Origin of the sequence: Falseniella ignava CCUG 37419 (genome assembly GCF_000301055.1) — a bacterium.
Classification (GTDB): Bacteria; Bacillota; Bacilli; order Lactobacillales; family Aerococcaceae; genus Falseniella; species Falseniella ignava.
Genome location: NZ_JH932300.1, coordinates 499,407 through 518,485 on the forward strand (window position 1 = coordinate 499,407; position 19,079 = coordinate 518,485).

14 protein-coding genes are annotated in these 19,079 nt (G+C 39.3%); all 14 read left to right on the top strand.

The features are described 5' to 3' along the window. The first annotated feature begins 148 nt into the window (after window positions 1-148). The 14 genes from HMPREF9707_RS02495 (at window position 149) to HMPREF9707_RS02560 (ending at window position 19,073) form a co-directional block, all read left to right on the top strand. Complete coding sequence (locus HMPREF9707_RS02495; protein ID WP_006701143.1) at window positions 149-505, top strand: Asp23/Gls24 family envelope stress response protein; 357 nt, start codon at window positions 149-151, stop codon at window positions 503-505. 29 nt (window positions 506-534) lie between these two features. Next, on the top strand, window positions 535-2,232 hold the full coding sequence (locus tag HMPREF9707_RS02500; RefSeq protein ID WP_006701144.1) for a DAK2 domain-containing protein: 1,698 nt from the start codon (window positions 535-537) through the stop codon (window positions 2,230-2,232). 65 nt (window positions 2,233-2,297) lie between these two features. After that, window positions 2,298-4,319 (top strand): ATP-dependent DNA helicase RecG, encoded by a 2,022-nt coding sequence (gene recG / locus HMPREF9707_RS02505; RefSeq protein ID WP_083857161.1) that lies wholly within the window; start codon window positions 2,298-2,300, stop codon window positions 4,317-4,319. A 13-nt stretch (window positions 4,320-4,332) separates the two neighbouring features. Next, window positions 4,333-5,328 (top strand): phosphate acyltransferase PlsX, encoded by a 996-nt coding sequence (gene plsX / locus HMPREF9707_RS02510; RefSeq protein WP_006701146.1) that lies wholly within the window; start codon window positions 4,333-4,335, stop codon window positions 5,326-5,328. Between the two features lie 153 nt (window positions 5,329-5,481). Next, window positions 5,482-5,727, top strand: a complete 246-nt coding sequence (gene acpP, locus HMPREF9707_RS02515; RefSeq protein WP_006701147.1) for an acyl carrier protein — start codon at window positions 5,482-5,484, stop codon at window positions 5,725-5,727. A gap of 39 nt (window positions 5,728-5,766) precedes the next feature. Then, on the top strand, window positions 5,767-6,774 hold the full coding sequence (locus HMPREF9707_RS02520; protein ID WP_006701148.1) for an ABC transporter ATP-binding protein: 1,008 nt from the start codon (window positions 5,767-5,769) through the stop codon (window positions 6,772-6,774). 3 nt (window positions 6,775-6,777) lie between these two features. Beyond that, window positions 6,778-7,737 carry an ATP-binding cassette domain-containing protein gene (locus HMPREF9707_RS02525; RefSeq protein ID WP_006701149.1) on the top strand — a complete coding sequence of 320 codons (960 nt, stop codon included), beginning with the start codon at window positions 6,778-6,780 and terminating at the stop codon, window positions 7,735-7,737. A 3-nt stretch (window positions 7,738-7,740) separates the two neighbouring features. Further along, window positions 7,741-8,703: an oligopeptide ABC transporter permease gene (opp4B, locus tag HMPREF9707_RS02530; protein ID WP_006701150.1), complete on the top strand. Its 963-nt coding sequence runs from the start codon at window positions 7,741-7,743 to the stop codon at window positions 8,701-8,703. Between the two features lie 16 nt (window positions 8,704-8,719). Then, window positions 8,720-9,649 carry an ABC transporter permease gene (locus tag HMPREF9707_RS02535; protein ID WP_006701151.1) on the top strand — a complete coding sequence of 310 codons (930 nt, stop codon included), beginning with the start codon at window positions 8,720-8,722 and terminating at the stop codon, window positions 9,647-9,649. 174 nt (window positions 9,650-9,823) lie between these two features. Beyond that, the gene (locus HMPREF9707_RS02540; protein ID WP_006701152.1) at window positions 9,824-11,587 is read left to right on the top strand and encodes an oligopeptide ABC transporter substrate-binding protein; all 1,764 of its coding nucleotides are present in this window, start codon (window positions 9,824-9,826) and stop codon (window positions 11,585-11,587) included. Window positions 11,588-11,906: 319 nt separating this feature from the next. Further along, window positions 11,907-13,682, top strand: coding sequence for an oligopeptide ABC transporter substrate-binding protein (locus HMPREF9707_RS02545; RefSeq protein ID WP_006701153.1), 1,776 nt, complete (start codon window positions 11,907-11,909; stop codon window positions 13,680-13,682). A 121-nt stretch (window positions 13,683-13,803) separates the two neighbouring features. Next, window positions 13,804-14,490 carry a ribonuclease III gene (rnc, locus tag HMPREF9707_RS02550; RefSeq protein WP_006701154.1) on the top strand — a complete coding sequence of 229 codons (687 nt, stop codon included), beginning with the start codon at window positions 13,804-13,806 and terminating at the stop codon, window positions 14,488-14,490. 16 nt (window positions 14,491-14,506) lie between these two features. Next, window positions 14,507-18,067, top strand: a complete 3,561-nt coding sequence (gene smc, locus HMPREF9707_RS02555; RefSeq protein WP_006701155.1) for a chromosome segregation protein SMC — start codon at window positions 14,507-14,509, stop codon at window positions 18,065-18,067. A gap of 196 nt (window positions 18,068-18,263) precedes the next feature. Next, window positions 18,264-19,073 carry a Cof-type HAD-IIB family hydrolase gene (locus HMPREF9707_RS02560; RefSeq protein WP_006701156.1) on the top strand — a complete coding sequence of 270 codons (810 nt, stop codon included), beginning with the start codon at window positions 18,264-18,266 and terminating at the stop codon, window positions 19,071-19,073. Window positions 19,074-19,079 lie beyond the last annotated feature (6 nt).

Here is a 19,079-nt window from a genome sequence, read left to right on the forward strand (position 1 = left end):
AAATCACTCGAAAGAAGTGATTTAATAAGCTTTGTCTACAGTCTGAGTCAATTTGTATCTTACAAATTGACTTTTTTTATTTTTATTATTATCTTATATCCAAATGTGGTAAAATGAAGAGGAATAAATGAAAGAAAGGATCAATACAATGGCAGTTCAAATTTCAACAAAAGATGGCCAAGTCTCCATTAACTTGAATGCAATCGCCACCGTCATTGGAGCTTCAGTAACGGATAACTATGGCGTAGTCGGAATGGTGAGCAAAAATCTGATTCGAGATAATTTCATTGAAGTCTTAAAAAATGAAAATTACGCAAAAGGGATTGTTTTAAAACAAAATGGTAATTTGATTTCAGTGGATGTCTATATATTAGTATCCTACGGAACAAAGATTTCAGTTATTTGTCGTAATATTCAAGAAACAGTAAAATACAATGTTGAACGTTTGCTTGGTTTTTCACTAGATTATGTAAATGTTCATGTACAAGGAGTAAAGGTTGATTAATTCAACTGATATGAGGAGGACATGTCATCGTGGAAATTAAGCAATTTTCAGCGAAAGATTTTCGTAAAATGATTCAAAGTGGCGCGAATAATTTAACGCGTAATAAAGATTTAGTCGATTCGTTAAATGTATTCCCTGTTCCAGATGGGGATACTGGAACGAACATGAATATGACGTTCACGTCTGGAAATGAAAAGTTAACCCAAACAGTGAGCGATCATGTGGGTGAGTTAGCTCAATCTCTAGCAAAAGGGCTTCTAATGGGAGCGCGTGGTAACTCTGGGGTAATTCTATCACAAATTTTCCGTGGGTTTAGTAAAGCAATTGAGCATCTTGAAACATTAGATGCTGAAGGTTTTGTGAGTGCCTTCTCGGGAGGGGTAGAGTCAGCGTATAAAGCGGTGATGAAACCTGTAGAGGGAACAATTTTAACGGTTGCCCGTGAATCAGCTATGGCTGGAGAGCATGCGGTACAATCTACCGATAATATTGTTGAGATTATGGAAGCGATTGTTGAAGGAGCACGCCGTTCTTTAGACAACACGCCGAATCTATTGCCTGTTCTAAAACAAGTTGGTGTGGTTGATAGTGGTGGGAAAGGTTTATTATGTATTTATGAAGGCTTCCTAGAGAGCTTGACTGGTGAGTCACTCCAAGAAGAATCAGAGGAAGCTCATGAAGTAGCACCACAACTTACACATGCAATTTTTAATAATGAGGAAGAGCATCCACTTTCGATGGATGATATTACCTATGGATTCTGTACGGAGATTATGGTACGCATTGACCCAGATTTTGCTACCACAGATCAAACATTTGATACGGAACAGTTTCGTGAAACATTAAATACTCGTGGAGATTCGTTATTAGTCGTTGCGGATGATGAGATTATTAAAGTCCATATTCATACTGAGAATCCTGGAGAAATTATGCAACTCGGACAGCAGTTCGGTGAGTTAATTAAAATTAAAGTGGACAATATGCGTGAGCAAGTCCGAGAGATTGATCGTCAGCACCAAGCAAGTCGTCCAGACCAACCGACCGTAGATGATCAAGCGATGATTTTAAGTAAACCAACGGCAGTAATTACGGTAGCGGCTGGTGAAGGAATGCATCAATTATTTGAGTCGATTGGAGCGGATATCGTCTTATCTGGAGGCCAGACCATGAATCCTTCGACGGAAGATTTTGTTAAGGCGATTGAGACTGTGAAAGCCGATAAATATATTATTTTGCCAAACAATAAAAATATCATTATGGCAGCCGAGCAAGTCTCAGAGTTGATTGATCAACCTGTTGTGGTCATTCCAACACGTAGTATTCCTCAAGCAGTCAGTGCCATGTTAGTTTATAACGAAGAAGCAACCTTAGAAGATAATCAGGAAATGATGCTTGAAATGATGGAGCAAGTGAAGACTGGTCAGATTACTTATTCGATTCGTGACACGCAAATTAATGATATTGATATTCATAAAGACGATTATATGGGATTAATTGATGATCAAATTGAGTTGGTTGATCAGGACTTAACGGAAGCACTCTACCATACGTTAGATCAAATGATCGATACATTTAGTTCGATTGTGACGATTTACATTGGTGAAGAGGGCGATGAAAACGAAGTTAATGATGTGATTGAACGCTTAAGCCAACAATACTCAGATATTGAATTTGAAGTAGTTGAAGGCAATCAGCCAGTTTATAATTATATTATGTCAGTAGAGTAGTCATTTTATGAGGGGCCTCGCGCCCCTTTTTTTCATAGGATAAGGAGGATGATAGTGTGGATTGGATGGACTCCATTGAGCAACTTAAAGGGATCGGCCCTGCGTCTTTGGCACGGTTTAAACAATTAAATATTGAAACGATTCAAGACCTACTATTCCATTTTCCATTTCGTTATGAAAATATTCAAGAGCGAGATATCGAGACGATTCTCGACCAAGAGAAAGTAGTTCTTAAAGGAAAGATTATTTCTGACCCTGTTGTAAGCTACTATGGACGTCGCAAAAGTCGTCTATCATGTAGGTTAGCCGTTGACTCGCAAACTTTAATTACGGTTGTGTTCTTTAATCAACCTTATTTAGTGAAACAACTTGAATTGGGGAATCAAGTGGCCATTCTAGGGAAGTGGCAACAAAGCCGTCAGACTTTAATGGGGATGAAAATCATTCAACGCAGCCATACGAACGATTTAGAACCGATATATTCAACGGTCAAAGGATTAAGCCAGTCTTTAATTTCAAAGTCAGTCTATCAAGCGTTCGAGCTGTATGGTAAAGATATTCCAGAAATATTACCGGAATCTTTAAATCTTGCTTATCGCCTAATGCCACTGAATCAAGCGCTATATCGAATGCATTTTCCTAAGAGTGCTGAGCATTATCATCAAGCGGAACGCAAGATCATCTATCAAGAATTCTTCTTGTATCAATGGCGTTTGATGAATCAGGCTGAACAATGGGAGAAATATCCAAGTGTTCAATATTTAGATCGAACAGATCGTAGGCACCAAATTCAAGCATCCTTACCTTTCGAACTAACTTCATCTCAGCAGCAAGCTTTGGATGAAATTATGCATGATTTGTATCAACCTTATCCAATGCGTCGAATGCTGCAAGGGGATGTGGGTAGTGGAAAGACGATTGTTGCATTCTTGGCGATGATTGAGACCTTATCGAATGACTTACAAGCGGCTTTGATGGTTCCTACAGAAATTTTAGCGCGTCAACATGTGGAAAGCTTTAATCAATTATTCCAATCCTATGGATTTCAGGCAGAACTTCTTGTGAGCTCGATGGAACGTTCAGAAAAAGAACGCGTAATACAAGCGATAGCTTCAGGAGAGTGTCAAATTGTTATAGGGACCCATGCATTAATTCAAGATAGTGTTCAATTTAAACGACTTGGGTTAGCAATAATCGATGAGCAACACCGTTTTGGCGTTAATCAACGTCATGCACTGATGGCTAAAGGACCTGAAGAAGTGACGATCAATATTTTACAGATGACGGCTACACCCATACCACGAACGTTAGCACAAGCTATCTATCAAGGGATGGCGGTGTCTACGATTGATCAAATGCCACAGGGTCGCTTACCCATTCAGACTGAATGGATTCAAGAAAACCAAATTAATCGTGTTTATCAGCGAATTCATGAACAGTTATCTAAAGGGCACCAAGTCTATTATGTACTGCCGCTAATTAATCCCTCTGATGCGTTAGAAGAGGTGGAGAGCGTTCAGTCCGTTGCACAACGGTTGGCTGACCAATTTCCTCAATATCGAATCGGCTATTTACATGGGCAATTAGATAAGGAAAGCCAGCGGGAAACAATGGAAGGTTTTGTAAATCATCACATCGATATCCTCATTGCAACGACAATGGTAGAAGTCGGTGTGAGTGTAAGTAATGCTACTGTGATGGTCGTTCAATCTGCTGAGCGATTTGGTCTCAGTCAGTTACACCAGTTAAGGGGAAGGGTCGGCCGAGGGCAATGGCAAAGTTATTGTTATCTGATTGCCAACCCTAAGACAGACGCTGGTAAACAACGAATGCAAATTATGGCAGAACAATCTGATGGATTTTTGATCAGTGAAGCGGATATGGCTTTACGAGGGATGGGAGATGTCCTCGGAATATCCCAAAGTGGGTTACCAGATTTTCACTATGCTAACTTAATTGAAGACCAACATATATACCGAGTAGCGAAAGAAGATGTTGAACAAATTTTATCCGGTCAACAACCAATCACTCCACAGGCAAGAGGGCGATTAGATCGGTTAGTTGAAGCAAATGAAATGAAATTATAGAAAGGAAGATACGATGATAACAATTGCAATTGATGCGATGGGTGGAGACCATGCGCCACAAGTTCCAATTCAAGCAGTAAACCAAGCCATCGATAAATATCCACAAGTACAATTTAAAGTGTATGGAGATCAAACAAAGATCACACCGCTCATTCGAACGGATCAACGAATCGAGGTGATTCACTGCGATGAAATAATTGATAACGAAGATGATCCTGTTCGGGCAGTACGAACGAAAAAAGAATCCTCAATGGTCAAAGCAGCCCGTGCAGTTAAAGAAGGCGAAGCGGATGTATTACTGTCTGCTGGCAGTACAGGAGCGCTATTGACTGCCGGATTACTAATTGTAGGTCGTATTCCGGGAATTGACCGACCTGGTTTGATGCCAGTTATTCCAACAATTAGTTCGGAGCATCCTCACCTAATCTTAATGGATGCGGGAGCCAATGCAGATACAAAACCAATTAATATTCAACAATTTGCAGTGATGGCAAATGTTTATGCACGTCAGGTGTTAAATATAGAGCGTCCACGTGTAGGTCTAATTAATAATGGTACGGAAGCTTCAAAAGGGAGTCAATTATCGAAAGAAGCCTACGCATTATTGAGTGAACTCGATTCGATCCACTTTGTTGGCAATATCGAAGCTAAAAATTTATTAAACGGAGAAATTGATATTGCTGTAACTGACGGATTTACTGGTAATGCAATACTTAAAACTTTAGAAGGATCGGTCAAATCCCTCGTCTCATTATTGAAAAGCACTTTCAAATCGGGCGGTTTATTAACAAAAATCGGCGCTTTTTTAATTAAAAATCCATTAAAAAATACTCTTGAAAACTTAGATGATTCTAAGCAAGGAGGAGCCGTTCTCTTAGGAGTAAAAGCACCCGTTATAAAAGCACATGGATCCGCCGACGAAGAAGCATACTTTAACGCAATTCGTCAATCTATTCATGTCATTGAAAGCCAAGCTGTGGTCCAAATTACGAATTATTTCTCAGATTAAATAAAAATTAGAAAAAATAGGAGCATTGAGTATACCGTGTGAAACGCTTTCTAAGCGGGAAACTTGCCCAAATTTGTTATAGACAAATGAGAGATTAATTTGTATTATATAAGATACATGTTGCAAAATAATTCAATAAACGGAGGTGAGCAAGTGAACGAAAATTCAGAAACCTATACAGTTGTTCGAGATATGATCGTTGAGCGTTTTGGTGTCGAAGAGGAAAAAGTCGCTCCGTCAATGACATTTGATGATTTAGGCGCAGACTCTTTGGATGTCGTTGAACTTGTGATGGATATTGAAGATCGATTTGACATTCAGTTTGATGATGATCGAATTGGGGAGTTGAACAATATCGCAGATGCCATTGATTATATTGAAGAGCTCAAAGGAGCATAGTGCAAACGGAAAACTCTAAATGACATCGGAGGCTAAAAAATGGAGAAAAAGGATATTCTATTAGAAGTGAAAGACCTACATACAGGTTTCCGTATTAAAGATAGTTACTTTAATGCGGTCGATGGTGTTTCCTTCGAATTACGTCGTAACGAAAAGCTAGCAATTGTAGGGGAGTCTGGGTGCGGTAAGAGTACTTTGGCGACGTCAATTGTGGGCTTACACGACCCTAAAAATACACGTCAATCGGGTGAAATTATTTATAAAGGACAAAATCTTTTAGACTTTACTGAGCAAGATTTCCTTAAGATTCGTGGGGATGAAATCGGAATGATTTTCCAAGACCCATTGGCATCATTAAACCCGTTAATGACAATTGAAGACCAAATTGCTGAGCCTATGATTTATCATACAAAATTAAATGCTCAACAACGTTCACAACGTGTATTGGAGTTGTTAGACCAAGTTGGGATTGCGAATCCAAAACGAATGGCAAAACAATACCCACACGAGTTGTCTGGAGGAATGAGACAACGTGTTATTATTGCGATTGCCCTAGCATGTAAACCTGATATTATTATTGCAGATGAGCCGACCACGGCTTTAGACGTAACGATTCAAGCTCAAATTCTTGACTTATTAAATGAAATTCAAGAAGAAACAGAATCTGGTATTATTTTAATTACGCATGACCTCGGGGTAGTTGCCGAAACTGCAGACCGTGTTGGAGTAATGTATGCAGGCCAATTTGTTGAGATTGCACCAGTACATGAGTTGTTTAACAATCCAAAACACCCATACACGCGCTCACTCTTAAGATCGATTCCACAATCAAATGATTTAGTGGATGAGAAAGGTCACTTACACGTAATTCAAGGGGTAGTCCCTTCAATTACGAACTTACCAAGAGAAGGATGTCGTTTCGCACATCGTATTCCTTGGATTCCAGCAGAAGCGCATGAAGCTAATCCAGTACTTCATCAAGTTGGTGAAGATCATTGGGTACGTTGTACTTGTCATGAGCATTTCTACTTCCCAGAGGAGGCATAATAAATGAGTGGATTAATAGAAGTAAAAGATTTAAAAGTTCACTATCCAATTCGTAGTGGATTCTTCAACCGCATTACAGATTACGTCTATGCGGTGGATGGGGTAAGCATGAGCTTTGAACGTGGTAAGACCTACGGGCTTGTTGGCGAGTCTGGTTCAGGTAAATCAACCATCGGTAAAGCAATTATCGGTTTAGAGAAAATCACTGACGGTCAAATTTTCTATAACGGAAAAGATGTGTCGAAAGAAGCACGTCAACGTCGTTCAGATTACCGTAAAAACGTTCAAATGATTTTCCAAGATGCGATGTCAAGTTTTAACCCTAAAAAACGTATCTTGGACGTGATGGCAGAGCCTTTACGTAACTTTACAAATATGACACCTGAGGAAGAACGTCGTAAGATTGTTGAGTTACTTGAGATTGTAGGATTAACGGAAGATGTTCTGTTAAAATATCCACACCAATTCTCAGGAGGACAACGTCAACGGATCGGGGTTGCTCGAGCAGTAGCTTTAAACCCTGAGCTAGTGATTGCGGATGATCCGGTATCAGCGCTGGACTTATCAGTACAAGCTCAAGTACTGAACTTTATGAAGACGATTCAAGAAGAGTATAACATCAGTTATTTATTCATCTCGCATGACTTAGGGGTCGTAAAACATATGTGTGATGATATTGCCATTATGTATCGCGGTCGCTTCACTGAGTTAGGTAAAGCAGATGAAATTTATCAAAACCCTCAACACATTTATACGAAACGCTTGCTTTCAGCAATTCCACAGATGGATCCAAACCATCGTGAAGAGCACAAAATTGAGCGTATTCGCGTTGAAAAAGAATATCAACAAAATAACGCGAAGTATTTCGATGAAAATGGCCGAGTGTTCGATCTTAAGCCAATTAATGATCATCACTCCGTAGCGTTGAGAGATATCTCTCAATTAGTAGAAGGAGGGTTATAATCCATGTGGAAAACAATTCTTAGACGTTTAGTTTTAATGGTTCCCCAAATTATTATTTTAAGTATCTTAGTATTCTTACTTGCAGACTTAATGCCAGGGGACGCGCTGACAGGGTTGATTGACCCAACGATTTCAGCTGAACAGATTGAAGCCATGCGTGAGAGATTAGGTTTGAATAAACCTGTTCACGAACGCTACCTAGATTGGGCAGGAAATATTATACGGGGAGATTTCGGTCGAAGTTGGAACCATAAAATGCCAGTTACACAAATAATTGGGATTCGTATTTGGCCAACACTTTGGTTATCTCTATTAACCGTTATTATCTCATACTCAATTGCCTTACCAATGGGGTTATATGCTGGTCGTTACCAAAATACAACATTTGACCGTTTTGTAAACTTATATAACTTTATTACTTATTCAGTGCCAGTATTTGTTTTAGGTCTATTATTCTTATGGGCATTTGGATACTCATTAGGTTGGTTCCCAACTCGTGGAACAATTTCTGCAGGTGTTACACCAGGAACCTTTGAAGCAGCCTTGTCGAGATTCTACCATATGATTCTTCCCGCCTTCACTATGGGGGTACTAAGTACGACCGGTACCGTTCAATATTTACGTACATCGGTTATTGACGCGAAGACACAAGACTATGTACGTACAGCGCGTTCTAAAGGTGTGCCAATGGATAAAATTTATTCCCGCCATATTTTCCGTAACTCAATCTTACCGATTGCGCAAGGAATGGGGTATACCATTACTGGATTGATTTCTGGTTCAGTTATTACTGAGACCATCTTTACTTATCAAGGAATGGGACAATTATTCATTACTTCGATTAATACGCGTGACTTTACCGTTATGACAGCATTAGTTCTATTATTTGGTACAATGACCTTATTGGGGACTCTATTGTCAGACATTATTATGATCTTCGTAGACCCACGAATTAGAATTAACTAGAAGGAGGAGATAGATCATGGCAGAAATTAATCAAGGATTACCAACTGAAGAAAAAGTTTTAGAGCAAGTTGACAAAGAAGCTATCCCTCCGATGGGGTTTGAAGTCATTAAGCGCGAGTTTGCGAAAGATAAAGTCGCAATTACTGCTTTAATTGTCTTTGTTACGGTCTTGCTCGTTGCTTTCATAGGTGCCCTCGTGGTAGACCATGATGCGGCAACTCGAGTGGATGTGTTCGAACGTTTTACACCGCCAGGACAAAATGGCTATATTCTAGGGGCTGATGATGGTGGACGTGATATTTTATCACTTTTAATTATCGGGACCCGTAACTCAGTATTTATTGGTTTCTCAGTAACCATTATTACAACAACTATTTCGATCATTTTAGGAATTATGGCTGGATACTATGGTGGCTGGGTAGAAGATATTATGATGCGTATTGTTGACTTCATCATTATCTTACCACCAATTATCTTAATCATTGTTATTACTCAAATTATTCGTCGATTTGACGCAATTTCATTAATTTTAATCTTATCTTCCATTTATTGGGCAGGTGGGGTGCGTCTCTTCCGTACCGTTACTTTAAGTGAGGCTTCACTGGATTACGTAAGTGCTTCTAAAACGATGGGAACTCCGGACTGGAAGATTATGTTTGGTGAAGTTATGCCTAACTTAAGTTCGATTATTATTACCAACTTAGTATTAGGTTTATCAGGGAATATCGGGATTGAGACAGGACTTTCTTTCTTAGGATTCGGTCTTCCAGCAGCGACACCATCATTAGGTACGTTGATTGCAGCAGCTAACAACCCAGACGTTATTCAAAATAAAACATGGGTATGGTTACCAGCGGTATTGGTTATTTTAGTTTTAATGTTAAGTATCAACTATATGGGACAAGCATTCCAACGTGCTGCTGACTCACGTCAACGCCGTGGATAATTGATTTTAACAAGAGGCAGAAAGGTCTCTTGTTTTTTTATTCTATGCGATTCATTATTTTTTATAGTATTTGAAAAAATGTAGACTAAAGTATGAAAAAATGTAAAGAAAAGGCTTGCAATTTCTACTGATAACGATTACAATGAATGTATCATAAATAAATGGAGGAAGAATATGAAGAAATCATTGAAGAAAGCTTTATCAATGTTCACAGTTGGTTTTGCGATTTCAGCTGCAATCAGTGGGACGGTAGCACAAGTTGCTAACGCTCAGACTGTTGAATTCCCACAAGTTATCGAAAATGAAGGAGAGCCAATCGAAGGCGGTACGCTTAAGTTTGCGTTCGTATCTGATACTCCTTGGGCTGGTTTACTTAATAATATGTTATGGACCAACTCTTCAGACGCGGCGGTTGTAGACTTTATCAACCCAGGTCTTTACGGATTCGATGAGAACTATACGATTGACAACTCTGGTTTTGCGGATGTAGAGTTCAACCAAGAAGAGAAGACTGTTAAGATCACAATTCCTGAAGGTCATGTATGGCATGATGGTGAGCCGATTACGATTGATGATGCAATCTTCCCTTACTATGTTATCGGTCATCCTGATTATACAGGTATTCGTTATGGAGATTACTTCACAAACGTTATTGGTATGGAAGAGTATCGCAACGGCGATGCAGAAGAGATTGAAGGTCTTGAGCGTGTCGATGATTACACGATGATCATCCACTATAAAGAGTTCAGTAACTCAATGCTTCAAGCGGGTGGGGCAGTATGTAACTATATTGAACCAAAACATATCTTAGAAGATATTCCAGTTGCTGAGCTTGAAGACTCAGATGCAGTTCGTCAAAATCCAGTTGGATTTGGGCCATTCAAAGTTAAATCAATCACTCCTGGTGAAGCGGTAGTGTACGAAGCATTCGATGAGTATTACCGTGGACGCCCAGCAATTGATGAGATTCTTCTCGAGCGTGTTAGCCCAACTAACGTGGTTGCAGAACTTAAAGCAGGTAACTACGATATCGCATCATTACCAGCTAACCAATGGGAGCAATACCAAGATCCAACTAACTTCCAAATTGCTGGTAGTGTAGATAACTGGTATTCATATACTGGATTCCAAATGGGTACTTGGAATGCAGAAAAATCTGAAGTAGAATATGACGACAGCCGTATTGTATCGAATAAAGCAATTCGTCAAGCGATGGCTTATGCGATTGATAACGTAGCAGTATCTGAACGATTCTTCTATGGATTACGTCAACCAGCGAACTCACATATTCCACCATTCTTCAAGGATTATCATAACTTCGATCAAGAAGGATATTCTTATAACCCAGAGAAAGCTAAAGAAATCTTAGCTGAAGCTGGATTTGAAGATAAAGATGGAGACGGATTTGTTGAGGACTTAGATGGAAATCCATTCACATTAAAATATGCCTTCATGTCTGGTGGGGAAATTGCTGAGCCGTTATCTCAATACCACTTACAATGCTGGGCAGATGTGGGTATCCATGTTGAGTTAGTTGATGGTCAATTATTAGACATGAATAACTTCTACGATCGTCTTGAAGCTGACGACCCAGATATTGACGTCTTCGCAGCGAGCTGGATTACAGGTGGGGATCCAAACCCAACTCAATTCTATGGTCCAAATGCTGGATTCAATATGTATCGCTGGAGAACGGAAGAGCATGATCAGCTGTTAGCAGCAATCAACTCTCCAGATGCTTTCGATCCAGAAGTTCGTCAAAAAGCTTTCTATGACTGGCAAGCATATATGATTGAAGAAATCCCTTGCTTCCCAACATTCTATAGCTACAGCTTGACTGCTGTTAATAACCGTGTAAGTAACTGGGATACTACAGTTGGTAACGACTTAGAATGGTCAGAAATTAAACTATTAGCTGACTCCCCAGTAGCTGAATAATCACTTCATTTAACACCCTCATATCGAGGGTGTTTTTGTATACCTCTTTTTAAATTCTAAATATAATAAAATGTTAGCGAAATGGCGATACGATGAATAAAATGAATGGTATTTGAAATTAAAGTGAGATTTTTAAGATTAAAATTAAAAAATGAGGTTGATTTCTAATTTTTAAGATGTTACAATGTCTATAACGTTTAAGAGATAGGATAATCACGCGCATTCCCGATTGATTATGTCTCATAAACTGTTAATAAAGTGTTGGTTGAGGAAAAGGAATTATCTTATTTCATACCAAAATAAAAATGGAGGTTATCTAATGAGAAAGTCATTTAAAAAAGTATTTGGTTTAGCAAGTACAGCAGCTGTATTATCTACGGTATTCGCACAACCTGTTGCGCACGTTGTTACAGCAGAGGAGACTGAAGAGGGAGTATTAAGCTTCGAGAGTGAAGTGATCCGTGAAGGAGAGCCAATCGAAGGTGGCGAATTAAAAGTTGCAATGGTAGGGACACCATTCGAAGGTGTGTTAAATAACATGCTTTATTCAAACAACTCTGATGCTTCCTTAATTAATTACTTTAACCCAGGAATTTTAGGTTATGATGAAAACTTCACGATTGATAACTCAGGTTTTGCAGATATTGAGTTTGACCCAGAAGCAAAAACTGTAAAATTAACGATTCCTGAAGGACAAACATGGCATGACGGTGAGCCAATTACCATTGATGACGTTATCTTCCCATACTATGTCATTGGACACCCAGATTATACAGGCGTTCGTTACGGTGAAGACTATATGAACGTTGTCGGTATGGAAGAGTACCATGCAGGAGATGCAGAGGAAATTTCTGGTCTTGAGCGTGTTGATGACTATACATTAATTGTTCACTATAAGAGTGTATCAAACTCAATGTTACAAGCTGGTGGTGGAATCTCAGGTTATATGGAGCCTGAACATATTTTAGGTGAAATTCCAGTCGGCGAATTAGAAGATAGTGAATATGTACGTAGTACACCGGTTGGTTTCGGTCCATTCAAAGTTGACCGTGTAGTGCCTGGTGAAGCGGTAACTTATTCTGCATTTGATGACTGGTATGAAGGTCGTCCAAACATTGATAACCTTACGGTTGAAGTTGTAGCTGCAACGAACGTTATTCAAGAAATTAAAGCAGGTAACTACGATATCGCGTCACTTCCTGCAGATCAATATGAAACTTATAAAGACGCAACCAACATCGATATTTTAGGTACCATTGATAACGCATTTACCTATATCGGATTCAAGCAAGGTACTTGGGATGATGAAGCGGGTGAAGTGAAGTACGACGAAACACTTCCACTTTCTAACAAAGCAATCCGTCAAGCAATGGCTCACGCAATTGACAACAACGCAATTGCTACACGTTTCTACCATGGCTTACGTCAAGCTGCTAACTCATTCATTACACCAAACTTCACGGCTTACTGGGATCAAGATATTGAAGTGCCAGAATATAATCCTGAATTAGCGAAACAAATCTTAGAAGAAGCCGGATTCGTTGACGTAGATGGTGACGGATTCGTTGAGACGCCAGAAGGAGAACCATTAAAATTAACCTTCGCTTCGATGTCTGGAGCTGAAGTTTCAGAACCAATCGCAACATACTATATCCAATCATGGAGAGATATCGGTATTGATATCGAGTTGCTTGATGGTCAATTACACGATATGAACGCATTCTATGATCGTGTAGAAAGTGATGATCCTGAAATTATGGTGTATCAAGCAGCATTTGGTATAGGTGGAGACCCTAACCCAGCTGGATTATGGGGACGTAAAGCAAAATTCAATATGCTACGTTGGGCAACGGAAGAGAACGACAAATTATTAGCAGATATTGCTTCTGATAAGTCATTCGACGAAGAATTCCGTACTGAAGCATTCCATAACTGGCAAGAATATATGATGGAAGAGTTACCAGCAATTCCAACATTATTCCGTTATAAATTAACAGCTGTTAACAAACGTGTATCTCATTGGGATGTTCAAATCGGTAGTGATTTGAAGTGGAGTGAAATCTACTTACTATCTGATGAGCGTGTAGCTGAATAATTTAATCTCCATTTTTTATGACAGGCTCGAAAGAGCCTGTTTTTTGTGCTGTTTTTTAAAGTGAAATTCTAGGAAATATCCGCATCTATGCTATAATAATGAGACGGAAAGGAGGGATAGAATGAATCCATTAATTAACAATCTCAACTCAAAATTAGCAATAACCATTCGTCAAGTGAAACTGTTTGATCAAGCGATGCAACATACGTCATTTGTGAATGAACATCGTCGAAGGAAGTTAGCTTCCAATGAGCGATTGGAGTTTTTAGGCGATGCAGTGCTTGAAATTATTGTCAGTGAGTTCTTATATCAACAATACCCTAATTTGGCTGAGGGAGAGTTATCTAGAATGCGAGCCCAACTCGTTAGAGAACCGAGTTTAGCACGATTGGCTCGTCAACTCAATTTACCAGATTATTTAAAGTTAGGACGCGGAGAACTCAAAAGTGGTGGTTTGGAGCGCGATTCGATACTATCGGATGCTTTAGAAGCATTATTAGGTGCACTCTACTTAGATCAAGGGTTAGAAGTAGTTCGTGATTTTTTGTATCGAGAATTATTGAAAGACCATGTAAATTGGTTGAAGCTGATCAATAAAGATTATAAGACATTGCTGCAAGAGCGTCTGCAACAACAAGGAGCTGTCTTAATTGAATATCATGAGTTAGCTAAGTCTGGTCCAGCACATCATCAACAATTTACGATGGGACTGTATATTAATCAAGAATTAGTAGCCGAAGGTACCGGACTCAGCAAGAAGAAAGCTGAAATGGCAGCGGCTCAAGCTGCACTGGCCAAGTTAGATTAAAATAAGGAGGTGAATTATGTATTTAAGTCGAGTTGAAATGACAGGATTCAAGTCTTTTGCAGATAAAACCATTATTGAATTTGATCAAGGACTAACTGCGGTCGTCGGCCCGAATGGAAGTGGAAAAAGTAACTTTACTGAAGCTGTTCGTTGGGTTCTAGGGGAACAATCCATTAAAAGTTTACGCGGGAATCGAATGGAAGATGTTATTTTCAATGGTACTGCTGACCGAAAGCCCGTTAATATTGCAAAAGTGACCGTTGTTTTAAATAATGAAGATCGCTATTTGGATTATGATTTTAGTGAGATTAGTTTAACGCGAAGTTATAATCGAAATGGAGATAGTTTCTATTATATTAATCAAGAACGGGTTCGACTAAAAGATATTGTGGACTTGTTACTTGATTCAGGACTTGGGAAAAACAGCTTTTCTATTATTTCCCAAGGGCAAGTCGAACAAATCTTCTTAAGTAAACCCGAAGAACGACGCGTTATCTTTGAAGAAGCGGCTGGCGTCCAAAAGTATCAATATCGAAAGCAAGAAGCAGAGCGTAAATTAGTAAAGTCTGAGGATAATTTAAGTCGTTTGAAAGACATTATCTATGAGATTGAACAGCAACTTGTGCCACTGGAATCTCAGCGCAAAAATGCGTTAAAATACCTTGCAACGGCAGAGCAATTAAAACAATGGGAAGTCACCTTACTTATCCAACAAATTGAACAGAGTGAGCAGCGAACTGAAGAATTAACGAAACGATTGCTAGAAATCCAACAAGAAATTGACAGTCATTCGCAAAAAGATGAATCACTTTTAGCATCAATTCAACGCATCAAACAACAAATGAACGAAGATGAAACAGCGGTAGATGCGATCAATCTGACTCAGCGACGTCGTTGGCAAGAGATGGAGCAATATCGCTCAGACGAACGATTATTGCAACGTGATTTGTCGTATTCGATTGAACAATTGGAACTTAATCTATCGTCCGTTCAACAAAATCAAACCAACTTGGAAGTATTAGCGGAACAATTAAAAGCCGCTGAAGCTGAAAAAGAAACAAAACAACAACAATGCCAAGAAGTACAAGCTCAATTGGATCAAGTGAAAGAGCGATTAGAACAATTCCAATCTTTAAGTCAACATCAAAGTGAAGATATTCGTGAGGAAATACTAGCCCTTTTTCAAGATCAAGCACAAGCTAAAAATATTGTAAATCAAAATCAATTGACAATTGAACGCTTGACACAACGTCTACCACAAGTAATAGATCTAATTGACGCAATCCAACTTGAAATTGACCAAATCGATTCGCAAAAGAAAAATTACGAATCAGATGCAAAGCGTATCGAGCAGCAACAATCTGAGATTCAATCGAACCAGACAGATATCGATCAACAAGTGACGAAATTACATTGGCAACAAGAGCAATTAACCAAGCAGCTGCAAGAAACGGAAAATCTTCGTTATCGCAAAGAACAACAGTATCAACATGCGCTCGATCAACAGCACAATTATGCTGGGTATTACGGAGGCGTTCGCGCTGTGATGAATGAGCGCCATGTACTTACTGGGATCGAGGGGACGGTTGCGGACTTAATACGAGTAGCTGAGCAATTTGACCTGGCTATTTCGACAGCATTGGGAAGTAGTATGCAAAGTATTGTCGTGCAAGACGATCGTGCTGCACGGCAAGCGATTCAATATTTAACCCAACAAAAAGCCGGACGCGCAACGTTCTTGCCGCGTACAAATATTAAGCCCAAATACGTCTCTAAATCACATTTGGCTCAAATTGAAAACCAACCAGGTTATATCGGCATTGCTAGTGAGCTAATTCATGTAGAGCCTGCAAATCGAATCATTGCAGAGCATCTACTTGGTGGGACGGTGATTGCTAACTCACTTAAAGAAGCGCAAAAATTAGCACAATCGACCCGTCATCAAGTAAAAATAGTGACCTTAGACGGAGATGTACTGATGCCGGGTGGTTCGGTAACAGGAGGGAAATCTCAACGTCAGAGTGAATCGATGTTATCGCGGCAAAACCAAATTGACAAGTTAGCTAAAGAATTAGCGGGACTTGAAGAGAATGTGGTGAAGTTAAATCAACAGAAGCACACACTCTCCAAGAAGTATCAGCAATCGATGACGCAACAATCAGAGTATCAATTGAAGAATCGACAGATTGTGGAACAATCTAATGAAGTTCACAGATTGATTAAGGAACAAGAAACAATGTTACTTCAAAAACAAAATCAATTGGCGATTCAACAAGATTTACGTCAAGATATTGAAGAAGAATTAGTGACCTATCAAGAAGAAGTTACAAAAGCCCAAGGACAATTAGAACAAGTCGAACAAACATTGGAATCACAGCAAGCATTGTTAAAGCAACTTCAATTTGATGAAGGTGAAAAGCAAGCGCATCTTAAACAACTGAATCAACAGAGTCAATCGTTACATACAAAATTAGCTGTCTTAGAAGTTGAAGTAAAGCAGTTAGTAGAACGTATTAAAACAATGCAATTGCAACAGGCAGAAGGACATGCAAATAAAGAAGCGAGTGTCAAACAGCAACAAGTACACCGCAATCAGCAATCGGATTATGCCGAACAGATTGAACAACTGCAAACAAAAATTCAGCAACTGGATGCACTACTTAAAGAAGATGAGCAACAACTTGAAAAATATAAGCAACAAAAAGTGGATCAACAAGCACAATTAGAAACCCTAGAAGTGGAACGGGAAGAGGTTGTAAAAATACAACAAAAAATGTTCCAAAAGCAAGTTCAAGTTGAAACTCAAATTGAACAGCATCAAACGACCATCGATCAACACTTAAATCATTTGAATGAAGAATACCAATTAACCTATGAAATGGCTAAAGAGCTTATTGAGGAACAAGTTGTGAATATTCCAGAAGATTTAAGTGATCAAGTGAAACGATTACGTCAACAAATTCATCGTTTAGGCCCGATTAATTTGCAAGCAATTGATGATTGGGATGAATTAAGTGCTCGTTATAATAATTTAACGCATCAACGTGATGACTTATTAATGGCGATGGAGCAATTGACCCAAACGATGCAAGAAATGGACCATGAGGTCGTGACGCGTTTTGCTCAATCTTTTGAAGAGATAGATCGACAATTTCAAAAGACGTTCCAAAAGCTATTCGCAGGTGGGCATGCTTCACTTCAATTGACACAACCAGATGATTTACTCACCACGGGTGTCGATATTATTGCCCAGCCCCCTGGTAAGAAGAAACAAAGTTTAGCTTTACTTTCAGGTGGGGAACGCGCATTAACCGCGATTGCTTTGTTATTTGCAATCTTAGAAGTAAAACCTGTGCCATTTGTTATTTTAGATGAGGTGGAGGCTGCTTTAGATGATGCGAACGTCGTACGATACGGAAGCTATATTCGTGAATTTACTCACGATACACAATTTATTGTCGTTACGCATCGACAAGGAACGATGGAAAGTGCCGACCGACTCTATGGTGTTACGATGGAAAAATCCGGTGTCTCCAAGTTAGCAACGGTTACCTTAGATCATCGAGATAGTGAATAATCATATTCATCGTCAAAATTTAATCATTAGCGGCTTGGCGGGAGACTGCCAAGCTTTTTTATTTCACCAGAATGAAATAAATCACTGAAAAACATTTGTTTATGAATGCTTTGAAAAGCAAGTGCGTTGTTATAAGATGGAAGAAAGAGCAAACATTTGTTATAATAAATTCATTGCAAAAGATAGGATTGAAAAAATGATTAGACTAATCGCAATTGATATTGATGGAACTTTAGTGAATGATTACGGGCATATTCCCGAGGAAAATTTAAAAGCTATCCAATGGGCGCAAAGTCAAGGTGTACAAATCGTTATTTGTACAGGACGGCCGTATCAATCCGCCCGGACGATTATCGAGCAACTTCCGATTCAATCGAATGATGTGATGATTAATTTTAATGGTGGACAGATTCGCAATGCTCAATCAGGCCAATTACTTTATGATTACCCCTTGAGTTATGATGATGTTCAACGTTGGATTGTTGAAGGAGAGCGTCTCGCTTTACCAGTCAATCTTATCGATAACGAGTGGGTTTATGAACCTTTAAAATATCCGGACGGTTATCCGAGTTGGTATACTACCAAAGTAACGACGGCACCGGTTACGACATTGGATTACGAGAAGATTTTACCGGATCATCAATTTAACAAAGTGGTTATTGCGACCGATGAAGCCCACTTAGCACGTCAGCTGAAACAACTTGACCCGCAACTTGCTCGAGATTACCAAATTATTCAAGGGTACCCTTTTCAAATAGAAATTATTCCCAAAGGGATAAATAAAGGGTCAGCGCTTCAAGTATTAAGTAAAGATTTAAATATACCTCAAACCGCGATGATGGGCATCGGTGACCAACTTAACGATGTGCCGATGTTTGAATCGTGTGGCGTGCGTATCGCAATGGAAAATGCTGTTCCCGCCGTGAAAGCAATGAGCACCTGGGTAACAACCAATAATAATGCCAGCGGTGTAGCGCACGCAATTTACCGCTATATCAAAAAATAAGGAGAT